We start from the raw sequence: 19,011 nt of genomic DNA, 5'->3' as shown, positions 1-19,011 counted from the left end.
CTGTATAATGGACAAACCATGACAGTTGAATAAAAAAGTCGTACAATAAGAAAGTACTTCATGGAGATTAACGAGGATGCTTAAGAAGAAATGGTGGGATGAAATGGACAGCCGACATGTAGACGCATGGAAAGAAATGATTTATCCGGCACTGAAAAGCAAACAAGAAGAATTAGAAATGCTAGGTTATGAACAAGCGACTCCGGAAGGCGTGTGGAAGTGTCTTTGTGTAAAAATCTGGAACGGCGAACCGGAAAAAAAGTTACATGAAATCGTTCAAGATATTTTTCATTTGAAATCATCGATTTATTTAAGCTATTTAACGATTCAATCCTATGAAAATGATGATTTAGCCGCTTCAATCGAAGCACTTATAGGCAATTCACCAGATACGGGGAAATAATACTCGTTTGAACACGTATTAAATGGTTGATATATGAAGGAGGAAGTGCAAACGATGAAAAAAAGAGGCAGAATCGTTGCCTTTTTTCTTGTCATCGCAATTTTGGCAGGAGTAATTGGAACAACGTTTAGTAATCTGGCAAGCAATGTGAACCTTGGCTTGGATCTGCAGGGAGGCTTTGAGGTTTTATATGAAGTAGAGCCTGTTGAAGATGGCCAGGAGATTTCAAATAGTTTACTGGAAGGGACGGTCCAGACGCTGAATGACCGGGTGAACCGTCTGGGAATAAGTGAAGCGGTTATCGATATAGAAGGAGATGACCGGATTCGGGTACAGCTTGCAGGTGTTGAGAATCAAGCTGAAGCAAGAGAATTACTGTCAACATCCGCGCAATTGTCTTTCAGGGATGTTGATGATGAAGAATACCTTGATGGATCTGATATTGTAGAAGGAAGCGCCAGTCAGGATTATAATCCGAATACCAATGCGCCGATTGTTACCTTGCAATTACAGGATGCAGCTAAGTTCGGTGAAGTAACCGAAGAAATTAGCCAAATGACAGATAACCGTTTAGTTATCTGGATGGATTACCAGGAAGGCGAGGATTCTTTTGAGGAAGAAGTTACGAAAGAAGACCCTAAATTTGTCTCTGCGCCGGCAGTAAGTCAGGCGATTCATTCTAATGATGTTATGATTGAAGGCGATTTTACGGTGGAATCTGCGCAGCAAATGGCAGATATCATTAATTCTGGTTCACTGGATGTACATATGAATGAAATTTTCTCTACATCTGTAGGTGCACAATTTGGTGAACAGGCGTTAAATGAAACAATTATCGCGGGTCTGATCGGGATTGCTTTAATCGTTCTTTATCTCTGTGTAGTTTATCGCTTCAGCGGGATTATTGCTTCCATTAATTTGGCTGTATATGTATTCTTAGTCGTCTTGATTTTTGAATTGCTGAATGGCGTATTGACATTGCCAGGGATAGCAGCCTTAATTCTGGGAGTAGGAATGGCCGTCGATGCGAATGTTATTACGTTTGAACGTATTAAAGAAGAATTGCGCGTCGGCAAATCGGTGAAAGCAGCCTTTCAATCTGGAAATAAAAATTCCTTTATAACGATCTTAGATGCAAACTTAACCACCTTAATTGCAGCTGGCGTTTTATTTATATTTGGGACAAGTTCTGTGAAAGGTTTTGCGACGATGTTGATTATCAGTATATTAATCAGCTTTATCACTGCGGTATTTGGCACAAGAGCTCTCCTTTCATTATGGGTCCAAAGCGGCTTTTTAAGAAAAAGAAAAGCTTGGCTCGGTGTGAATAAGAATCAAATCAAGGATATTGCAGAAGGAGAAGAACTGAAGCCGACTATTTTTGGAAAGCAGGTTAATTTTACAAATCATCGCAAGAAATTCTTTACTGTTACGTTACTGTTAATTGTTATTGGGGCTGTGCTCATTGGCATCTTTAGAATCAATCCGGGTGTTGACTTTACAAGCGGTACGCGAATAGAAGTTGTAGCCGATCAGAGCTTAACGGAAGAAGAAATAGAATCAGAATTTGCAACGCTTGGTTATGAAATAAGCTCTGTCAATTTATCTGGTGAAAATAATGAAATTGGGGTTGTTCGTTTTGACACGGTCCTTGATGAAGGAGAAGTGGATAATGTACAGCAGCATTTCTTAGATGTTTACGATCATGAGCCTGGCGTGAGTGTGGTATCGCCAATTGTCGGGCAAGAGCTTGTAAAAAATGCGATTTATGCTGTAGCCATCGCATCATTATTTATTGTTGCCTACATTGCGATTCGTTTTGAATTCTTCTTTGGCGTTACAGCAGTAATTGCTCTCTTGCATGATGTTTTCTTTATGTTAGTGGCTTTCAGTGTAACGCAAATAGAATTTGATGTGACTATTGTAGCGGCAATTCTAACGATAATTGGTTATTCTCTGAATAATACACTCGTTATTTTCGACCGGATCAGGGAAAACATTCGTCATGAGAAAAGAGTCAAATCCTTTAAAAAGTTAGCAGAAATTGTGAATAAGAGTATTGTTCAATCGTTTACGCGAACAATGAATACTTCAATCACAACCATTATTGCTGTAGTTGCTTTCTTAGTGCTTGGAGCATCATCTATATGGGCCTTTGCTTTTGCACTCTTAATTGGATTGGTTGCCGGAACATACTCTTCTCTATACCTTGCTTCACAGCTTTGGTTAGTATGTAGAGGCAGAAAAGTAAAAGATAAGCCGGTAGACTTTAGAAAGAAAGAACGGGTAGAAGGACCGCAAGTATAAATATATTAAGAAAAGCTTATTGTTTCAATTGGAAAATATAAAAAGAGTGCTTTCAACATGGTAATGTCTGCGGGTGGGCTTCCCCCTGCCCGAACATTACTATTCAAAACAATGGAAAGCTCTCTTTTTTATTAAGATGCTTAAAATAATATCCAACCGGGTAATGAATAGATAGTAAATATTTTATTGGAGGAAGTTTTATGAATGCACAAGTTTATGTCATACTCGCAATTATATTTGTAATTATTATTGCCGTTTTTGCTGTAATCAATGTGGACCCTGTTGCAGTGAACTATTTATTTTGGACACAGGAGTCTCCTTTAATCCTGGTTATTCTTTTTTCTGTATTAATGGGAGGATTGATTACTGCAGCAGTAGGAGCTATCAGACTATACAGAGCACATCACGAGGTCAAAAAACTGCGCACAGAAAATGAGCGTCTTAAAAAGCGCATGGCAGCACATGGAATGACGGATGAGCTGGATAATGAAAATGGCAGAAGCGATAAAAAAGATTACCAAGAATCCCGAAAAGAAATGCGTGTGGAAAGAAGAAATGCGAAAAGAACAGATAAAGAATAATCTGTTTAATCAATTTAATTCATAATAAGAGAAATCTATTTGATGCCCCTGGCTTACTTTAGTATAATAACTAGGTCAGGGGTGAATTTATGCTATCAAGTAAAGCAAATTGGAAATATATAGATAATCCTCCTGCAGAGGAGAGAGAGTCGCTCGACATTGCAATGTCACCTATTGTAAAAGATTTATTTTTACAAAGAGGAATTACGACAACAGAAGAAGCAAAACAATTTATGCAGCCCGATCTCAATCATTTGATTGATCCATTTTGTTTAAACGGTATGGATAAAGCCGTAAAACGGATCAAAGAAGCAGCAGATAATAACGAAAAAATAGTTGTATACGGAGATTATGATGCAGATGGAGTAAGTTCTACAGTTGTTTTGCTGCATGCATTGAATAAAATTGGTGCAGTTTATGAATATTATATCCCGAATCGGTTTACAGAAGGATATGGCCCCAATGAAGCTGCCTTCAGGCAGCTTCATCAAGCTGGATTCGGATTAATTATAACGGTCGATACCGGGATTGCTTCGATTCATGAAGCTGAAGTAGCAAAGGAGCTCGGGTTGGATTTAATCATTACGGACCACCATGAGCCCCAAGCGGAGATACCGGATTGTTATACCATTATTCATCCGAAGCTGTCTGAAGCGTACCCGTTTAAAGAATTGGCAGGTGTTGGTGTTTCATTAAAATTAGCACATGCTCTTCTCGGAGAACTGCCTGTAGAGGTGCTTCCTTATGCAGCGATAGGCACGATAGCTGACCTGGTCCCGCTGGTGTCTGAAAATCGAATTTTAGCTGCATTTGGTCTAAAAGAATTGCAACGCACAAGTTATGTTGGTTTGAAAGCACTAAAACAAGTATGTCAGCTGGAAGAAGGGCTTACCGAAGAAGATATTGGCTTTCGCATCGGACCGCGTATAAATGCTGTAGGAAGACTGGGTGATGCTGATCTGGCTGTTGATCTCCTGCTGGAGGAGGATGCGGAAATCGCTTTGGAAATGGCGAATGAATTAAATCACATAAATGAACAGCGTAAGAAAATTGTTCAGGATATTGTAGATGAAGCAATGGACATGGTTCAAACAGATAAGCGGATTATTATTGTAGCTAAAGAAGGCTGGAATGAGGGCGTATTAGGGATAGTTGCTTCAAAATTAGTTCAAAAATATGATCGGCCCGCGATTGTGCTTGCGGTAAAGCCGGAACAGGGAATTGTAAAAGGTTCAGCCAGAAGTATCCCTGCATTTGATTTATTCGAGGGCTGTATGACAGTCAGAGATTTGTTCACACACTTTGGCGGACATGCCCAAGCAGCGGGGATGACATTGCCTGCTGAAAATCTAGAGCCGTTAGAAACTGCTTTAAATAAGCTGCTTTTTGAAAATTTATCAGAAGAAGATTTTAAGCAGGAATTATATATTAATGCTATATTAGATATGGAAGATATCAATGTTTCTCTTATCGAGGAGATAGGGAGGCTTTCTCCGTTTGGCATGGGCAACTCAAAGCCGTTATTTGAGATAAATGAGATACCAAAGGAAGTCCGTCAAATCGGAAGCAGAAAGAATCATTTGAAAATGCAATTTGCTTCTTCCAATGCCCAAATAGATACAGTAGGTTTTGGATTTGGAGAGCTGAAAGAAGCTATTTCGCCATACACTAAAGTAGCCGTTGCCGGTGAGCTCTCTGTTAATGAGTGGAATGGGAGAAGGAATGCGCAAATAATGATGGAAGATTTAAAAATTACGGAACGGCAGCTCTTTGACTTTCGCGGAAAAAAAGCAGAGCAATTGCTTTCTGAAACAGTAAAAGAAGTTTTTGTTTGCGGAGAACCTCTTCAGCTGAGAGAGCATCAGGAGACATTCACCTATAAAGAGGCGCTTTCTATGGAACTTGACGCTTATCAGACCATTGGTTTTACAGCGTTGCCGGCTTCATTAGATGATATGAAAAAGATTATCCAGCACATGAAACCTGAAAATATTGTCATCGCAATACGTCAGGTGCCAAACCAATATCCGTTTCAATTCCCTTCCCGGAAAGAATTTGTAGACTATTATAGCTTGATTAAACAGCATAAGAAGTTTCATATTAAAGAGATGCAGAAAGCAATTGAACAGCACCGGGGCTGGAATGAAGCAAAAGTAATATTTATGTCGGATGTTTTTGCAGATCTAGGTTTTGCAGAGAAAAAGGATGGATGGCTCCGTTACGCGGAATCAGGGAATAAAAAAGATTTATCCGAATCCGTAATTTATCAGTCCTGTATGAATCAAAAAGAAGCAGAAAATATACTTATCTATTCGAATTATCAAGATTTAAAAAAATGGTTTGAAGCTTGTATGGACACGCCCAACAACCTGAAGGAGGAAGCAGTAAATGGATTATAAAGAATATATTGAGATCGTGGAGAACTGGCCGAAAGAAGGGGTCCGGTTTAAAGATATTACGCCTTTGATGGCTAATGGACCAGCTTATAAATCGTCTGTCGATGAAATTGTAGAATATGCAAAAGAAAAAGAAATTGATGTGGTTGTAGGTCCGGAGGCAAGAGGGTTTATCGTAGGCTGTCCGGTTTCCTATGCCTTAGAAATTGGGTTTGCACCTGTTCGCAAAGAAGGCAAGCTGCCGCGGGAAGTAATTAAAGTTGATTACGGTCTGGAGTACGGGGAGAATGTATTAACTATTCATAAGGATGCGATTAAGCCTGGACAGCGTGTATTAATTACAGATGACCTTTTAGCTACAGGGGGCACCATCGAAGCAACGATTAATTTAGTTGAACAGCTTGGCGGAATTGTTGCGGGATGCGCTTTCCTGGTGGAGTTAAGTTATCTGGACGGCAAGGATAAGCTGGAAGGCTACGATGTACTTACCATCATGACCTATTAAAAGCTATGGAAAAAGAGTCAAAACAGATCTTGATACTGTGTTGGCTCTTTTTGTATAGATTAATTTATCCGTATATATTAGGTTTTAGTTGGACAGACATATAAAAAAAGTCTTATAATAGTAATTATTATCGAATAATGTATTTAAATCGAAGAAATGTAAGAGATTTTAATTCAAAGGATGGCTTCAAGCTTTAAAATACTTGTTGCTATTTTTATTTTTATACAATTTATTGAATACTGAAGGTAAATAAAGGTGATTACATGGCAAAAGATGAAAATGTCAACATTACAGATATTGTAGAAAAAGTAAAAGAGTATTTATCTGATGACGATGTTGCTTTAATTGAACATGCATATGAATTTGCAAAAGAGGCTCATAAAGATCAATTTCGCAAATCTGGTGAGCCGTATATCATTCATCCGGTACAGGTCGCAGGGATACTGGCTGAATTATTAATGGATGCAGAGACAATTTCAGCAGGCTTTCTTCATGACGTTATCGAGGATACCGATGTCACATTTGAACAGATGGAAGAAGAATTCAATCATGAGATAGCTGCGCTTGTAGATGGGGTAACGAAGCTTGGGAAAATCCGCTATGAAACAAAAGAGGCCCAGCAAGCAGAAAACCACCGGAAAATGTTCGTGGCGATGGCGAGAGATATTCGAGTTATCATGATTAAGCTTGCCGACAGGTTGCATAATATGAGAACGCTAAAGCACCTGCCGCCAGAAAAGCAAAGGCGTATTTCCAATGAAACGCTGGAAATTTTTGCTCCGCTTGCCCACCGCCTGGGGATATCAACAATAAAGTGGGAGCTGGAGGATACGGCATTACGTTATCTTAATCCGCAGCAATATTATCGTATTGTTCAGTTAATGAAGCAAAAACGGGAGGAAAGAGAAACGTATATCCAGGAGGTTATTGCTGATCTCTCCCAGGAATTTGAAGCTGTAAATATTAAAGCAGAAATGTCAGGACGTCCAAAGCATCTATACAGCATTTATCAAAAGATGGTCAATCAGAAAAAGCAATTTAACGAAATATATGATCTTCTTGCTGTCCGTATTTTAGTTGATAATATTAAAGATTGTTATGCTGTTTTAGGTATTATCCATACAAATTGGAAGCCAATGCCTGGCAGATTTAAGGATTATATCGCGATGCCGAAGCAAAATCTGTATCAATCCCTGCACACGACGGTTATTGGACCAAAGGGCGACCCGCTGGAGGTGCAGATTCGTACTAAGGAAATGCATGATATTGCCGAGTACGGAATTGCTGCGCACTGGGCCTATAAGGAAGGAAAGCAGGCAAAAGGCAAAAGCTCTTTTGAGGAAAAATTGTCTTGGTTCCGGGAAATTCTGGAGTGGCAAAGTGAAACACATGATGCAGAAGAATTTATGGAATCGCTGAAGATTGATTTGTTTTCAGATATGGTTTATGTTTTCACGCCAAAAGGCGAGGTAATTGAGCTGCCGTCTGGATCCATTCCCATTGATTTTGCATACAAGATTCATACTGAAATTGGCAATAAAACCATTGGAGCGAAAATCAATGGAAAAATGGAACCTTTGGATTACGAGTTGCAAAATGGAGACATCGTGGATGTGATGACGTCGAAGCATTCCTATGGACCATCGCAGGATTGGCTGAAAATGGTTCAAACCTCACAGGCTAAAAGTAAGATAAAACAGTTTTTCAAAAAGCAGCAGCGTGATGAGAATATTGTCAAAGGAAAAGAAGCTGTGGAAAGAGAAATTCGCGCCTTTGATATCGAGCCCAAAGAAGTATTGACTCCAGATAACCTGCAGCGTGTATTCGATAAGTTTAACTTTACAAATGAAGACGATATGTATGCTGCTGTTGGCTATCAAGGAATTACCGCAGCCCTGATAGCAACCCGTTTAACAGAACGAATACGTCATTTGAGAGAAGCAGATCAAGATTTAGAGACAAAAATAGAAGAAGTAAAAACCAATAAAGCAAAACCGTCCTCTAAGAAGGATTCGGGTATTGAAGTGGCAGGAGTAAATAATTTACTTGTCCGGATTGCAAAATGCTGTAATCCAGTTCCTGGTGACGACATCTTAGGGTATATTACAAAAGGCAGAGGAGTGTCTGTTCACCGTGCGGATTGTCCGAATGTACAAACCGAAGAAGCGAGGCAGCGCTATATCGATGTAAAATGGAAAACCCAATACGCGGAACGAAAACAATATCATGTAGACCTGGAAATTACAGGATATGATCGCCGCGGTCTGCTTAATGAAGTATTGCAGGCGGTCAACGAAACAAAAACAAATATCACGCATGTGAATGGCAGATCCGATCGTAATAAAATGGCAGTAATCCAATTAACTATTTTAATCCACAATACGAATCACTTGAAAAAAGTAGTCGATCGAATAAAGCAAATTCAGGAAGTATATACCGTAACAAGAACAGTTCAATAAGGAGCGTTTGTTTTTTATGAAGGTAGTATTACAACGGGTGAAAGAAGCTTCTGTCACCGTCCGGGGAGAAAAAATAAGCGAAATACAAAAAGGATTTTTGCTGCTTGTCGGTGTTACTCATGAAGACACAGAAGAAGATGTAAAATATCTCGTAAATAAGATTGTTCACCTGCGTGTCTTTGAAGATGAGAATGAAAAAATGAATCATTCGATTAAAGACGCAGAGGGAAGCATATTATCTGTATCGCAATTTACATTGTACGGAGACACTAAAAAAGGCAGACGGCCAAGCTTTATCAAAGCAGCGAAGCCGGCCAAAGCAGAAGCATTGTATAATACATTTAATCAAGCATTACGTACAGAAGGCGTCATAACAGAAACAGGAGAATTTGGCGCAATGATGGATGTCCAGCTGGTAAATGACGGGCCTGTTACATTGATTTTAGACAGCAAAGACAGATAAAAACGATTATAGAATAAGTTTCTTGTTTTGTGGAGATGCTATAAAAACTTAAAGAGGCCGAATCAAAAGGAGAAATGAAGTTATGCATCGACACACAAAACAACGCAATGCCAATAATTATTCCGAATTGATGATGACAGATTTCCATCATTTTATGAAAATGGAAAAGTCATCAACCTATTTAGAAATAGCAACGGAGCTTGGAATTTCCATTCAGGAAGTAAAGCAATTGAAAAAAAGCTTAGGTCGTTCTTGACATTGTGAGCAACTAACCTTATTATTATAATCATTCCAAAATTAAATGATAAAAACCATTGAAGGAAAAAGTAATGTAAGTACAGATAGCAAGAGAGTAGTTGTCAACGGCTGGAAGCAACTATCTATACGACTTATATGAAAGACATTCTGGAGGAGTTATATCGAATTAGATGAGTAGATATAAACGTGTTGCAGGCGTTAACTGATAAAGGTGGATATCATTCAGATATCAACTAGGGTGGCAACGCGGGTAAAAACCCGTCCCTTATTTTTTATAAGGGACGGGTTTTTTGTATTGTCCAATAAAAATAAGGGGCAGCCGTCAAACGTTGCCTGTTATCATTTTCGCTAACCAGAAAATTACTTTCATCCGTGTTCTGTATATTCGCAAAGGAGGAAATAAAATGGCTATGAAGGCTCCAAGAGGAACAGTGGATATTTTGCCGGAAGATACGGCGAAATGGCAGTATGTTGAAAACAAAATTAAAGAAATTTGTGAAGCCTATTACTATCACGAAATACGCACGCCGATTTTCGAGCACACAGAAGTATTTCAGCGTGGTGTGGGAGATTCTACGGATATTGTACAAAAGGAAATGTATACTTTTGAAGATCGCGGAGGAAGAAGTCTGACCCTCCGTCCAGAAGGCACAGCTGCTGTAGCCCGTGCTTTTGTAGAAAATAAATTATTTGGCAGTCCTAATTTACCGGAGAAGCTTTATTATTTCGGCTCGATGTTTCGTTATGAACGGCCGCAAAAAGGAAGAATGCGTCAACTAAATCAATTTGGCGTCGAAGCAATGGGAAGTGAAGATCCTGCAATTGACGCAGAAGTAATTGACCTGGCAATGCATATTTATCGCAGCTTAGGCTTGAAATCTCTGAAGCTGGTGATTAACTCATTAGGCGATAAAGAAAGCCGTCAAGCCCATCGTGACGCACTGGTGGCTCATTTTGATCCATATCGTGAGGAACTTTGCTCCGATTGTCAATCACGATTAGATAACAATCCATTACGCGTATTGGATTGCAAGAAGGATCGTGATCATCCAGCGATGAAAACTGCGCCATCCATCTTGACCTATTTAAATGAAAAATCACAGGCTTATTTTGAACAAGTGAAAGCTTATTTGGATGCAATGGATATTTCTTATACCGTAGACCCTAATTTGGTTCGCGGTCTGGATTACTACAATCACACTGCATTTGAAATCATGAGTGAAGCAGATGGCTTTGGGGCAATCACAACACTGGCCGGCGGCGGCAGATATGATGGATTAATCAATGAATTTGGCGGACCTAACACTCCAGGTATCGGTTTTGGGATGGGATTAGAGCGCTTGTTAATGGCTCTTCAGGTAGAAAATGTAGAAATCCCCGTAGATACAAAGTTAGACTGTTTTGTAGCAGGTTTTGGCTCTGAAAAGGTGCGTACGGAAGCTGTGAAAGCTGTTCATCAGCTACGTATGGCCGGTATTCAGGCAGATACAGATTACCAGCACCGCAAAATGAAAGGCCAGCTTAAAGCAGCAGACCGGTTAAAAGCCAGATTTGTGATTTTCTTAGGCGATGATGAACTTGAAAAACAAATTGTAACCATTAAAAATATGGAAACCGGGGACCAAAAGGAAGTTCCGATGAAGGATATTGTTAACGAATTTAAAGTGTTATTGGAGGAGAGCTAAAAAATGACAGAACGTGTTTTATCTGGACACTTAACTGAAAAAGAAATTGAAAAGGAGGTCAGGCTGAAAGGCTGGGTCCAAAAACGCCGTGATCTTGGCGGACTAATATTCATTGATTTACGCGATAAATCCGGAATCATCCAAATCGTTTTTAACCCAGATTATTCCGGGGAAGCATTAGAAATAGCTGAAAGCATCCGTTCGGAATATGTAATCGATGTGGTCGGAAAATTGGTTTTACGTGACGAGGCAACCATAAATCCCGCTATTGCAACTGGTAAATTAGAAGTGCTGGCCAGCTCAATCACCGTATTGAATAAGGCAAAAAATCCGCCGTTTATGATTCAGGATGATGTAAATATTGCAGAAGATATCCGTTTGAAATACCGTTACTTAGATCTGCGCCGTCCAGGCTTGCAAGAAACGTTTAAATTACGGCATCAAACAACGCAAAGCATCCGCAACTATTTAAATAAAAATGAATTCTTAGAAATGGAAACTCCGATTTTAACGAAAAGCACGCCGGAAGGAGCCCGTGATTACCTGGTGCCAAGCCGTGTACATCCTGGTGAATTCTATGCGCTGCCGCAATCTCCACAGTTATTTAAACAATTGATTATGATGAGCGGTTTTGAACGTTATTACCAAATCGCACGCTGCTTTCGGGATGAAGATTTGAGGGCGGACCGTCAGCCGGAATTTACACAGGTTGATATTGAAACTTCCTTTTTAACAAGTGATGAAATTATGACAATGACGGAAGAAATGATGAAAGAGGTTGTTAAAGAAGTAAAGGGCGTCGATATTCAATTACCTTTACAGCGGATGCCTTATGATGAAGCAATGGACCGTTATGGATCGGATAAGCCGGATACCCGCTTTGGGTTAGAGTTAATCCATGTATCTGATATCGTAGCTGATTCTGGGTTTAAAGTATTTAAACAGGCGGTAGAGAATGGCGGTAAAGTAGCCTTATTAAATGTGGAAGGTGCTGCTGCCGGCTATTCTAGAAAGGATATTGATAAATTAACAGAGTTTGTCAATATTTATGGTGCAAAAGGCTTAGCTTGGCTGAAAGTAGAGGAAGAAGAAGTGAAAGGCCCAATCAGCAAATTCTTGTCAGATGATGAAAAAACAGCGATTGTAGATAAAGCCAATGCAAGCAGTGGAGATTTGCTGTTATTTGTAGCTGATAAATCAGCTGTTGTCTACGATAGTTTAGGCGCTTTACGCTTAAAGCTTGGAAAAGACTTAGGGTTAATTGATGAAGAAGCGTTTCATTTCTTATGGGTAACAGATTGGCCATTATTTGAATATGATGAGGAACTGGGCCGTTATTTTGCAGCACACCATCCATTTACATCCCCAATTGAAGCGGATAAGGAAAAATTATTGACTGATCCAATCAATGTTCGGGCAAATGCATATGACTTGGTATTAAATGGATATGAGCTTGGCGGCGGGTCCATTCGTATTCACCAAACGGAACTTCAAAACCAGATGTTTAAAGCGCTGGGATTCACAGAAGAAGAAGCAAGAGAACAGTTTGGTTTCTTGCTGGATGCACTAGAATATGGTGCGCCTCCTCATGGAGGAGTTGCGCTTGGTCTGGACCGTATCATTATGCTTCTGGCAGGACGCTCGAATCTGCGTGATACGATTCTATTCCCTAAAACAGCGTCTGCATCTGACTTGATGACAGAAGCTCCGAGTGAAGTGAGCGGAGATCAATTGCAGGAATTGTCAATTGCATTGTCAAATCATGAAATGAAAGAATAGAAATAGTAGAATATGCACGGTATTTAAAATATCGTGCATATCATTTCAGGAATATTTGCTGAAAAATGTGAATTAAAAGCAACAAATCCTCAAGAATCTTGTGTTTATTTGGTTTTTCATATAAAATATAAAAACCTTCTAGTTGAGGAATCGGTTGAAATAAATAAAGGAGATGAATGATAGAAGCCATGGAAAATAAATTACAATATCAAAACAGAACAGCAAAAGAGTACGTGCAGGGAGTCTATGAGGAACTAAAGAATAGAAACAGCCACGAGACAGAATTTTTGCAAGCAGTAGAAGAAATTGTCGAATCTTTAGAAGGCGTTTTTGAGAAGCATCCTAAATATATGGAATTAGGCATTTTAGAGAGAATTGTAGAACCAGAGCGCTTGATTGCCTTCCGTGTACCCTGGGTGGATGATGAAGGCCGGGTTCAGGTAAACCGCGGATATCGTGTTCAATTCAGCAGTGCAATCGGACCTTATAAAGGCGGGCTTCGTTTTCATCCAACAGTAAACACAAGTATTATTAAATTTTTAGGCTTTGAACAAATCTTTAAAAATTCTTTGACAGGGCAGCCTATCGGCGGAGGAAAAGGTGGATCAGATTTTGATCCAAAAGGAAAATCAGACTTAGAAATTATGCGATTTTGTCAGAGTTTTATGTCAGAATTAGCTAGACATATCGGACAGGATACAGACGTGCCTGCAGGAGATATTGGTGTGGGCGCCAGAGAGATTGGCTACCTTTACGGGCAATATAAGAAAATCAAAGGCGCTGTAGAACCAGGCGTTCTAACAGGAAAAAGCTTAGGTTTTGGAGGCAGCTTGGCACGTAAGGAAGCAACTGGTTACGGTACAGTTTACTTTGTACAGGAAATGCTTAAAGATAATGGGCAGGACTTTTCTGGAAAAACAGTTATTGTATCCGGTTCAGGAAATGTATCGATTTATGCCATGGAGAAGGCAGCTGAATTTGGGGCAAAAGTTGTTGCCTGCAGTGACTCTAATGGATATGTCTATGATAAGAACGGCATCGATGTGGAACTTGTAAAGAAAATCAAAGAGGTAGACAGAGAGCGTATTAATGTATACTTAGAAACTTATCCAAATGCAGAATACGTTGCCGGCGGATCCGTTTGGGAGATTCCATGTGAGATTGCTTTACCTTGTGCGACACAAAATGAAATCGACGAAACTGCAGCAAAAGCATTAATCAAAAATGGTGTTATTGCAGTAGGTGAAGGTGCTAACATGCCATCATCCTTAGATGCAATTAACCAATTCCAGGGAAATAATGTTTTATTCGCCCCAGCGAAAGCTGCAAACGCAGGCGGTGTAGCAGTATCAGCTCTGGAAATGGCGCAAAATAGCAGCCGCGTCGCCTGGAGCTTTGAAAAAGTCGATGAAAAGCTGCAAGGCATTATGCATGATATTTATCATAATAGCATCCAAGCCGCAAATGAATATGGTAAATCAGGAAATCTTGTTGCAGGGGCTAATATTGCAGGCTTCTTGAAAGTAGCAGATGCTATGGCAGAACAAGGAATTATTTAAATAAAAAATAGACTTTCATATATTTGAACTTTGAATCAATGTATGCTAAGATTAATTCAAATAAAACGTTAATCATCCTGATGTGTTCGTTAACAATTGGTATTTTGACCGAACACCTATAAGTTAGGGAGTCCGATTGGTCTTTAAAGTGCATGCATGCCTCAAGCAGGAAGCATAAAACCTTTAAAGCAGGACACCCACCTGCCAAAAGCGGGATCAAAACTTTATTGTTTGACGGCACTATCGGGATTACGCAAAAATACTGCACATTTTTTGTGCAGTATTTTTGTATATTGAAAAAAGGAATTCCGACTCCCTCCATCATTCCAATATATATGTCTGATTCAAACTAGTTAGAGCCTTGTGCAATCTGTTCAAGATTTCCGTTTTTATCCATACGGAAGGAAGGAGAATTCACAAGATTGGTATCCTCAAAAACTGTCATCTTACGGGCGCGATCCATAATCTGGATAAATGTCTGATAATCTTCTTTCATCGCTTGCAGCTGTTGTTCCGTATCTGCTAATTTCTTTTTTAATTCTTCGACTTTTGTCTGCAAGGATTGATTCTCACTCTCTAACGATTGCATCGACGATCTCGATTGATTGGAAGTATATAATTCTTTTTTTAGTGATTTTAAATACTTAATAACAGTATCTAAATTAAATGCTGCAACCGGTTCAGCACTTGTTTGTACGGCCGGCACCTCCACGGAAGTCTCCAGTGGCGGGATATTTTCTGCGCTTTCAACAGGCTCTGCTTTGGGAACAGCCTGAATGGTTTTGTTTAAAGCTCTTTTTCTTTCTTTTCTTTGTCTTTTTGCTAAATCAATTGCATTTTCGTATTTATTACGCACTTCTGCATTCCATCTGAATCCACAAGCTGCTGAAGTACGGTTTAAATGATCTCCCACTTCTTCAAAAGCGTTCAATTGGGTGCTGCCCTCACGAATATGCCGCAAGACAGTTTCTGCCAACAGCAAATCATCTTCATGAGACCAAGCGTCTTGTCTTACTTTTACCATGTTATTCACTCCTCATAATTATGAAAATACGTAGAAAATCTGTCATCCTTTATCGTTTAATGAATATACAGTTTTTCTTACACCTGCACGTTAAAAAGTGAGATTTCCTAACGTACTAGAAAGATTATAGTAATCTCTATTCTTTCCAGAGGAGTTTAAAATTATACATTGCTTTAAAATTATAGTGTGAGTTCAAAAGTTTGATAAAATGAAGCCTCCTGTTCTTTAAAGAGAGTGGAGAGTGCAAAAAAGCCCATACACATCAGGTCTAAAATGGATGTATATGGGCGGAAAAAGGTCACTTTATCTAATTTTTGTTAATTCGTTCATATACTTGTTTTAATGCAGTCTCAAATTTTCCTGTGTCTTTGGGTGTATAGTAGTTTCGATTTTTAATGGTGTCAGGTAAATATTGCTGTTTGATCCATGCCCCCGGGTAATTATGCGGGTATTTATAATCTGCTCCTCTGCCAAGCTTAGTTGCTCCTGAATAATGTGCATCCTTTAAATGTGCTGGAATATCACCGCTGTTGCCTTTGCGAATATCCTCCAAGGCTGCGTCCAAAGCTTTATAGGCTGTATTTGATTTGGGAGAAAGGGCTAATTCCACAATAATATTAGCTAAAGGAATCCGCGCTTCCGGAAAGCCGATCCGTTCAGCTGCTTGAACAGCAGCAATGGCGCGCGGGCCAGCCTGCGGACTTGCCAGACCTACGTCTTCATATGCAATGACAATCAGCCTTCTGGCAATACTGTCTAAGTCGCCGGCTTCAATCAGACGTCCTAAATAATGAAGCGCTGCATCCACGTCGCTTCCGCGGATTGATTTTTGAAAAGCACTTAAAACATCGTAATGAGCATCTCCGTCTTTATCGTGAGAAAAGCTTTTTTTCTGCATACATTCTTCCGCAATTTCCAGTGTTATCTCGATTTGCCCCTCTGCGTCCGGCGGGGTAGAGCTGACCGCCAGTTCCAGGCCATTTAAAGCTGATCTCAAGTCCCCATTTGCTGAGATGGCAAAATGTTCTATAGCATCTTCATGGATATGAATCGCTTTATCTCCGTATCCGTTCGATGTATCCCGGACAGCGCGCTGCAGTGCCGTTTTAACATTGTCCAGCGTTAACCCGCGTAATTCAAATAAATGACAGCGGCTCCGGATTGCCGGGTTGATGGAATGGTACGGATTGCTGGTTGTACAGCCTATCAAGGTCAGTAAATTATTCTCTAAATGCGGCAGTAAAAAATCCTGTTTTGCTTTATCCAGACGATGTACTTCATCTAAGATAAGAACTGTTTGACCTTGCATTTTAGCCTGCTCGACAACAATTTCCATATCCTTCTTTTTATCTGTAACGGCATTTAAGGTTTTGGAGGGAAGTCCGATTGTTTCTGCAAGGGCAAATGCCATGGATGTTTTTCCTGTTCCGGGAGGGCCGAATAAAATCATGGAAGAAAGCTGGTTAGCTTTTACCATCCGATCAATTATTTTCCCTTGACCTACCAGGTGTTCTTGTCCTATAATATCATCTATGTTTTTTGGTCGCATTCGAAATGCGAGTGGCTGTTTATACATGACATAACTTCCTTCATCTGTTTAGGTATCGTATTCTATTAGCTTAAAGCGAATATAGAAGAAATGCAAGAGGTTAGCAGTCATGCTATAATAGGTATTGATAATATAAATAATCAAATTTGTATAGGTGGAATTAAAAGTTGGTATAATGAAAGAATAGGTTTGAATAGAATCTTTCAGCTAATATTCGTCCGCTTGAAGACCTTTATACTTCAGGGATTAAAAAGGAAGTTTGAGTACGTTTCATAACTTGATGGAACTTTACTTGCTAAAGTTTTTCAGCGGGGCGGCAGCTGCAGTCCTGTTTATTAGAAAAGGTAAAGTGAAACCGGACTGTATGAGGTTTCCCTTTGTAACAACTTATTATAGTACATTATATAAATGACAGAAGATAGTTAAAAAAATTGAGGTGTAAATGATGAAAATTTCAACTAAAGGAAGATACGGACTGACAATAATGATAGATTTGGCAAAAAACGAAGAGAACGGGCCGATTTCCCTAAAGGTTATTGCAAAGGATAATGATCTGTCAGAACATTATTTAGAGCAGCTAGCTTCTCCATTAAGAAATGCTGGATTAATTAAAAGTATACGCGGTGCATATGGAGGATACCAGCTTGCTAAAAAACCGGAGGAAATTAAAGCCGGTGATGTGATTCGGGTGTTGGAAGGTCCGTTAACCATTGTGGAAGGCATGGAAAATGAGAAGCCGGCACAGGCATCCTTATGGCTGCAAATCAGAGATGCGGTAAAAGATGTATTAGAAAAAACGACTCTGGAAGATTTGGCAAATTATGATGAAAGTGATGAAGGACCTGCAGAGGCATATATGTTTTATATTTAAGGGCTGGAAAGGATTTTGACTCATGGAAGCAATATATTTAGACCATGCCGCTACTTCTCCTATGGCAAGAGGAGTTGCGGATGCAATGATTCCTGTATATGAAGAAATCATTGGCAATGCATCAAGCGTTCATTCTTTTGGACGGAAGGCAAGGCAGCAGCTGGATGCTTCAAGGCAGGCTCTGGCAGCATCTATTGGTGCAAATGAAAAGGAACTTATATTTACAAGCGGCGGAACAGAGGCGGATAATATGGCGCTCGCAGGCGTTGCAGAAGCAAACCGGAATAAAGGGAACCATATTATCACTTCCATTCAGGAACATCATGCTGCTTTGCATACAGCTGAAAAGTTAGAGAAACAAGGCTTCCGTGTAACCTATTTACCTGTTGATGAAAAAGGGCTGGTCTCGATGCAAGATGTTGAAGCAGCTTTAACGGATGATACGATTTTAGTTTCTATTATGTATGTAAACAATGAGACAGGTGTTATTCAGCCTATCAGTGAGATTGGAGAATTGCTAAAGGAGCATCAGGCTTATTTTCATACGGATGCTGTGCAGGCTTACGGTTTGCTGGATATTGATGTGCATGCACAAAACATTGATTTACTGACAGCAACTGCACATAAAATCGGCGGTCCTAAAGGGATTGGCTTTTTATATGCAAATGAAAAAGTAGCTATGAGTCCGATTCAATTTGGCGGGGAACAGGAGCGGAAACGTCGTCCTGGTACAGAAAACATTCCGGCGGCAGTCGGTTTTGAACTGGCATCGAATATTGTAATGGAAACGAAAGCTTCAAGAAATCAACAATATGAGAAATATAAACAAATTTTAATAGATACCTTTACAGAAGCCGGCATTGATTTTGGTATCAATGGAGATCCGGAGAAGACCGTCTCCACGATAATCAATGTCCGTTTTCCAGGGGCGAATGTAGAAGCACTGCTTGCCAATTTTGATTTGAGCGGTGTTGCGGCTTCAAGTGGAAGTGCGTGTACAGCCGGAAGCGTTGAGCCTTCTCATGTATTGTCTGCCATGTTTGGTTCAGAAAGTCCGGTTACGACAAATTCAATTCGATTCAGTTTTGGGCTGGCAAATACAGAAGAAAATGTAAAGGAAGCGGCAGAAAGAATCGCAGGGATCGTAAAACGATTAACAAGCTAAAGGAGGG

General features: G+C 39.8%; 15 protein-coding genes, 1 other RNA gene and 1 other annotated feature. Of the genes, 14 read left to right on the top strand and 2 right to left on the bottom strand.

Annotated elements, in window-relative coordinates:
• The first annotated feature begins 76 nt into the window (after positions 1-76).
• The 12 genes from MKX55_RS12590 (at position 77) to ssrS (ending at position 14,649) form a co-directional block, all read left to right on the top strand.
• On the top strand, positions 77-403 hold the full coding sequence (locus MKX55_RS12590) for a post-transcriptional regulator (protein WP_339177453.1): 327 nt from the start codon (positions 77-79) through the stop codon (positions 401-403).
• Between the two features lie 54 nt (positions 404-457).
• Positions 458-2,710 (top strand): protein translocase subunit SecDF, encoded by a 2,253-nt coding sequence (gene secDF / locus MKX55_RS12585; protein ID WP_339233100.1) that lies wholly within the window; start codon positions 458-460, stop codon positions 2,708-2,710.
• Positions 2,711-2,910: 200 nt separating this feature from the next.
• The gene (locus tag MKX55_RS12580; protein ID WP_339177447.1) at positions 2,911-3,291 is read left to right on the top strand and encodes a lipopolysaccharide assembly protein LapA domain-containing protein; all 381 of its coding nucleotides are present in this window, start codon (positions 2,911-2,913) and stop codon (positions 3,289-3,291) included.
• A gap of 89 nt (positions 3,292-3,380) precedes the next feature.
• The gene (gene recJ, locus MKX55_RS12575) at positions 3,381-5,690 is read left to right on the top strand and encodes a single-stranded-DNA-specific exonuclease RecJ (RefSeq protein ID WP_339233099.1); all 2,310 of its coding nucleotides are present in this window, start codon (positions 3,381-3,383) and stop codon (positions 5,688-5,690) included.
• Entirely contained in the window at positions 5,680-6,192 is a 513-nt protein-coding gene (locus MKX55_RS12570; RefSeq protein ID WP_042534345.1) for an adenine phosphoribosyltransferase, read from the top strand. The genes recJ and MKX55_RS12570 overlap by 11 nt, the downstream gene beginning before the upstream one ends.
• Before the next feature lie 263 nt (positions 6,193-6,455).
• Positions 6,456-8,651 carry a bifunctional (p)ppGpp synthetase/guanosine-3',5'-bis(diphosphate) 3'-pyrophosphohydrolase gene (locus MKX55_RS12565; protein ID WP_339233098.1) on the top strand — a complete coding sequence of 732 codons (2,196 nt, stop codon included), beginning with the start codon at positions 6,456-6,458 and terminating at the stop codon, positions 8,649-8,651.
• A gap of 16 nt (positions 8,652-8,667) precedes the next feature.
• Entirely contained in the window at positions 8,668-9,114 is a 447-nt protein-coding gene (gene dtd, locus MKX55_RS12560) for a D-aminoacyl-tRNA deacylase (protein WP_339233097.1), read from the top strand.
• A gap of 82 nt (positions 9,115-9,196) precedes the next feature.
• The gene (locus tag MKX55_RS12555) at positions 9,197-9,370 is read left to right on the top strand and encodes a hypothetical protein (protein ID WP_256704747.1); all 174 of its coding nucleotides are present in this window, start codon (positions 9,197-9,199) and stop codon (positions 9,368-9,370) included.
• Between the two features lie 49 nt (positions 9,371-9,419).
• Positions 9,420-9,641, top strand: a binding site (T-box leader).
• Between the two features lie 135 nt (positions 9,642-9,776).
• The gene (gene hisS, locus MKX55_RS12550) at positions 9,777-11,057 is read left to right on the top strand and encodes a histidine--tRNA ligase (RefSeq protein ID WP_339177436.1); all 1,281 of its coding nucleotides are present in this window, start codon (positions 9,777-9,779) and stop codon (positions 11,055-11,057) included.
• A gap of 3 nt (positions 11,058-11,060) precedes the next feature.
• Positions 11,061-12,836 (top strand): aspartate--tRNA ligase, encoded by a 1,776-nt coding sequence (gene aspS, locus MKX55_RS12545; RefSeq protein ID WP_339233096.1) that lies wholly within the window; start codon positions 11,061-11,063, stop codon positions 12,834-12,836.
• A gap of 176 nt (positions 12,837-13,012) precedes the next feature.
• Positions 13,013-14,395, top strand: a complete 1,383-nt coding sequence (gene gdhA / locus MKX55_RS12540) for an NADP-specific glutamate dehydrogenase (RefSeq protein WP_339233095.1) — start codon at positions 13,013-13,015, stop codon at positions 14,393-14,395.
• A gap of 71 nt (positions 14,396-14,466) precedes the next feature.
• Positions 14,467-14,649: non-coding RNA, 6S RNA (gene ssrS / locus MKX55_RS12535), on the top strand.
• A gap of 95 nt (positions 14,650-14,744) precedes the next feature.
• Here ssrS and MKX55_RS12530 read toward each other — a convergent pair.
• Together MKX55_RS12530 and MKX55_RS12525 are read right to left on the bottom strand one after the other, a co-directional pair.
• Positions 14,745-15,419, bottom strand: a complete 675-nt coding sequence (locus tag MKX55_RS12530; protein ID WP_339177428.1) for an RsfA family transcriptional regulator — start codon at positions 15,417-15,419, stop codon at positions 14,745-14,747.
• Between the two features lie 307 nt (positions 15,420-15,726).
• Entirely contained in the window at positions 15,727-16,995 is a 1,269-nt protein-coding gene (locus tag MKX55_RS12525) for a replication-associated recombination protein A (protein ID WP_042534333.1), read from the bottom strand.
• Between the two features lie 418 nt (positions 16,996-17,413).
• On the opposite strand from MKX55_RS12525, the gene MKX55_RS12520 reads away from it, so the two are divergent.
• Together MKX55_RS12520 and MKX55_RS12515 are read left to right on the top strand one after the other, a co-directional pair.
• Positions 17,414-17,839, top strand: coding sequence for an Rrf2 family transcriptional regulator (locus MKX55_RS12520; RefSeq protein ID WP_339238523.1), 426 nt, complete (start codon positions 17,414-17,416; stop codon positions 17,837-17,839).
• 22 nt (positions 17,840-17,861) lie between these two features.
• Entirely contained in the window at positions 17,862-19,004 is a 1,143-nt protein-coding gene (locus MKX55_RS12515; protein WP_339233094.1) for a cysteine desulfurase family protein, read from the top strand.
• Positions 19,005-19,011: the final 7 nt, after the last annotated feature.

Origin of the sequence: Oceanobacillus sp. FSL W7-1281, from assembly GCF_037969835.1 — a bacterium.
Classification (GTDB): Bacteria; Bacillota; Bacilli; order Bacillales; family Amphibacillaceae; genus Oceanobacillus; species Oceanobacillus oncorhynchi.
Note: the sequence above shows the minus strand (reverse complement) of the source record. Positions and strands in the feature narration are given on the sequence as shown.

Excerpts from the sequence above, each read along its gene's own strand:
- dtd (WP_339233097.1), top strand. The coding sequence starts at position 8,668 with ATGAAGGTAGTATTACAACGGGTGAAAGAAGCTTCTGTCACCGTCCGG.
- recJ (WP_339233099.1), top strand. The coding sequence starts at position 3,381 with ATGCTATCAAGTAAAGCAAATTGGAAATATATAGATAATCCTCCTGCA.
- secDF (WP_339233100.1), top strand. The coding sequence starts at position 458 with ATGAAAAAAAGAGGCAGAATCGTTGCCTTTTTTCTTGTCATCGCAATT.
- hisS (WP_339177436.1), top strand. The coding sequence starts at position 9,777 with ATGGCTATGAAGGCTCCAAGAGGAACAGTGGATATTTTGCCGGAAGAT.
- MKX55_RS12580 (WP_339177447.1), top strand. The coding sequence starts at position 2,911 with ATGAATGCACAAGTTTATGTCATACTCGCAATTATATTTGTAATTATT.
- gdhA (WP_339233095.1), top strand. The coding sequence starts at position 13,013 with ATGATAGAAGCCATGGAAAATAAATTACAATATCAAAACAGAACAGCA.
- MKX55_RS12520 (WP_339238523.1), top strand. The coding sequence starts at position 17,414 with ATGAAAATTTCAACTAAAGGAAGATACGGACTGACAATAATGATAGAT.
- MKX55_RS12590 (WP_339177453.1), top strand. The coding sequence starts at position 77 with ATGCTTAAGAAGAAATGGTGGGATGAAATGGACAGCCGACATGTAGAC.
- MKX55_RS12530 (WP_339177428.1), bottom strand. The coding sequence starts at position 15,419 with ATGGTAAAAGTAAGACAAGACGCTTGGTCTCATGAAGATGATTTGCTG.
- aspS (WP_339233096.1), top strand. The coding sequence starts at position 11,061 with ATGACAGAACGTGTTTTATCTGGACACTTAACTGAAAAAGAAATTGAA.
- MKX55_RS12515 (WP_339233094.1), top strand. The coding sequence starts at position 17,862 with ATGGAAGCAATATATTTAGACCATGCCGCTACTTCTCCTATGGCAAGA.
- MKX55_RS12565 (WP_339233098.1), top strand. The coding sequence starts at position 6,456 with ATGGCAAAAGATGAAAATGTCAACATTACAGATATTGTAGAAAAAGTA.
- MKX55_RS12555 (WP_256704747.1), top strand. The coding sequence starts at position 9,197 with ATGCATCGACACACAAAACAACGCAATGCCAATAATTATTCCGAATTG.
- MKX55_RS12570 (WP_042534345.1), top strand. The coding sequence starts at position 5,680 with ATGGATTATAAAGAATATATTGAGATCGTGGAGAACTGGCCGAAAGAA.
- MKX55_RS12525 (WP_042534333.1), bottom strand. The coding sequence starts at position 16,995 with ATGTATAAACAGCCACTCGCATTTCGAATGCGACCAAAAAACATAGAT.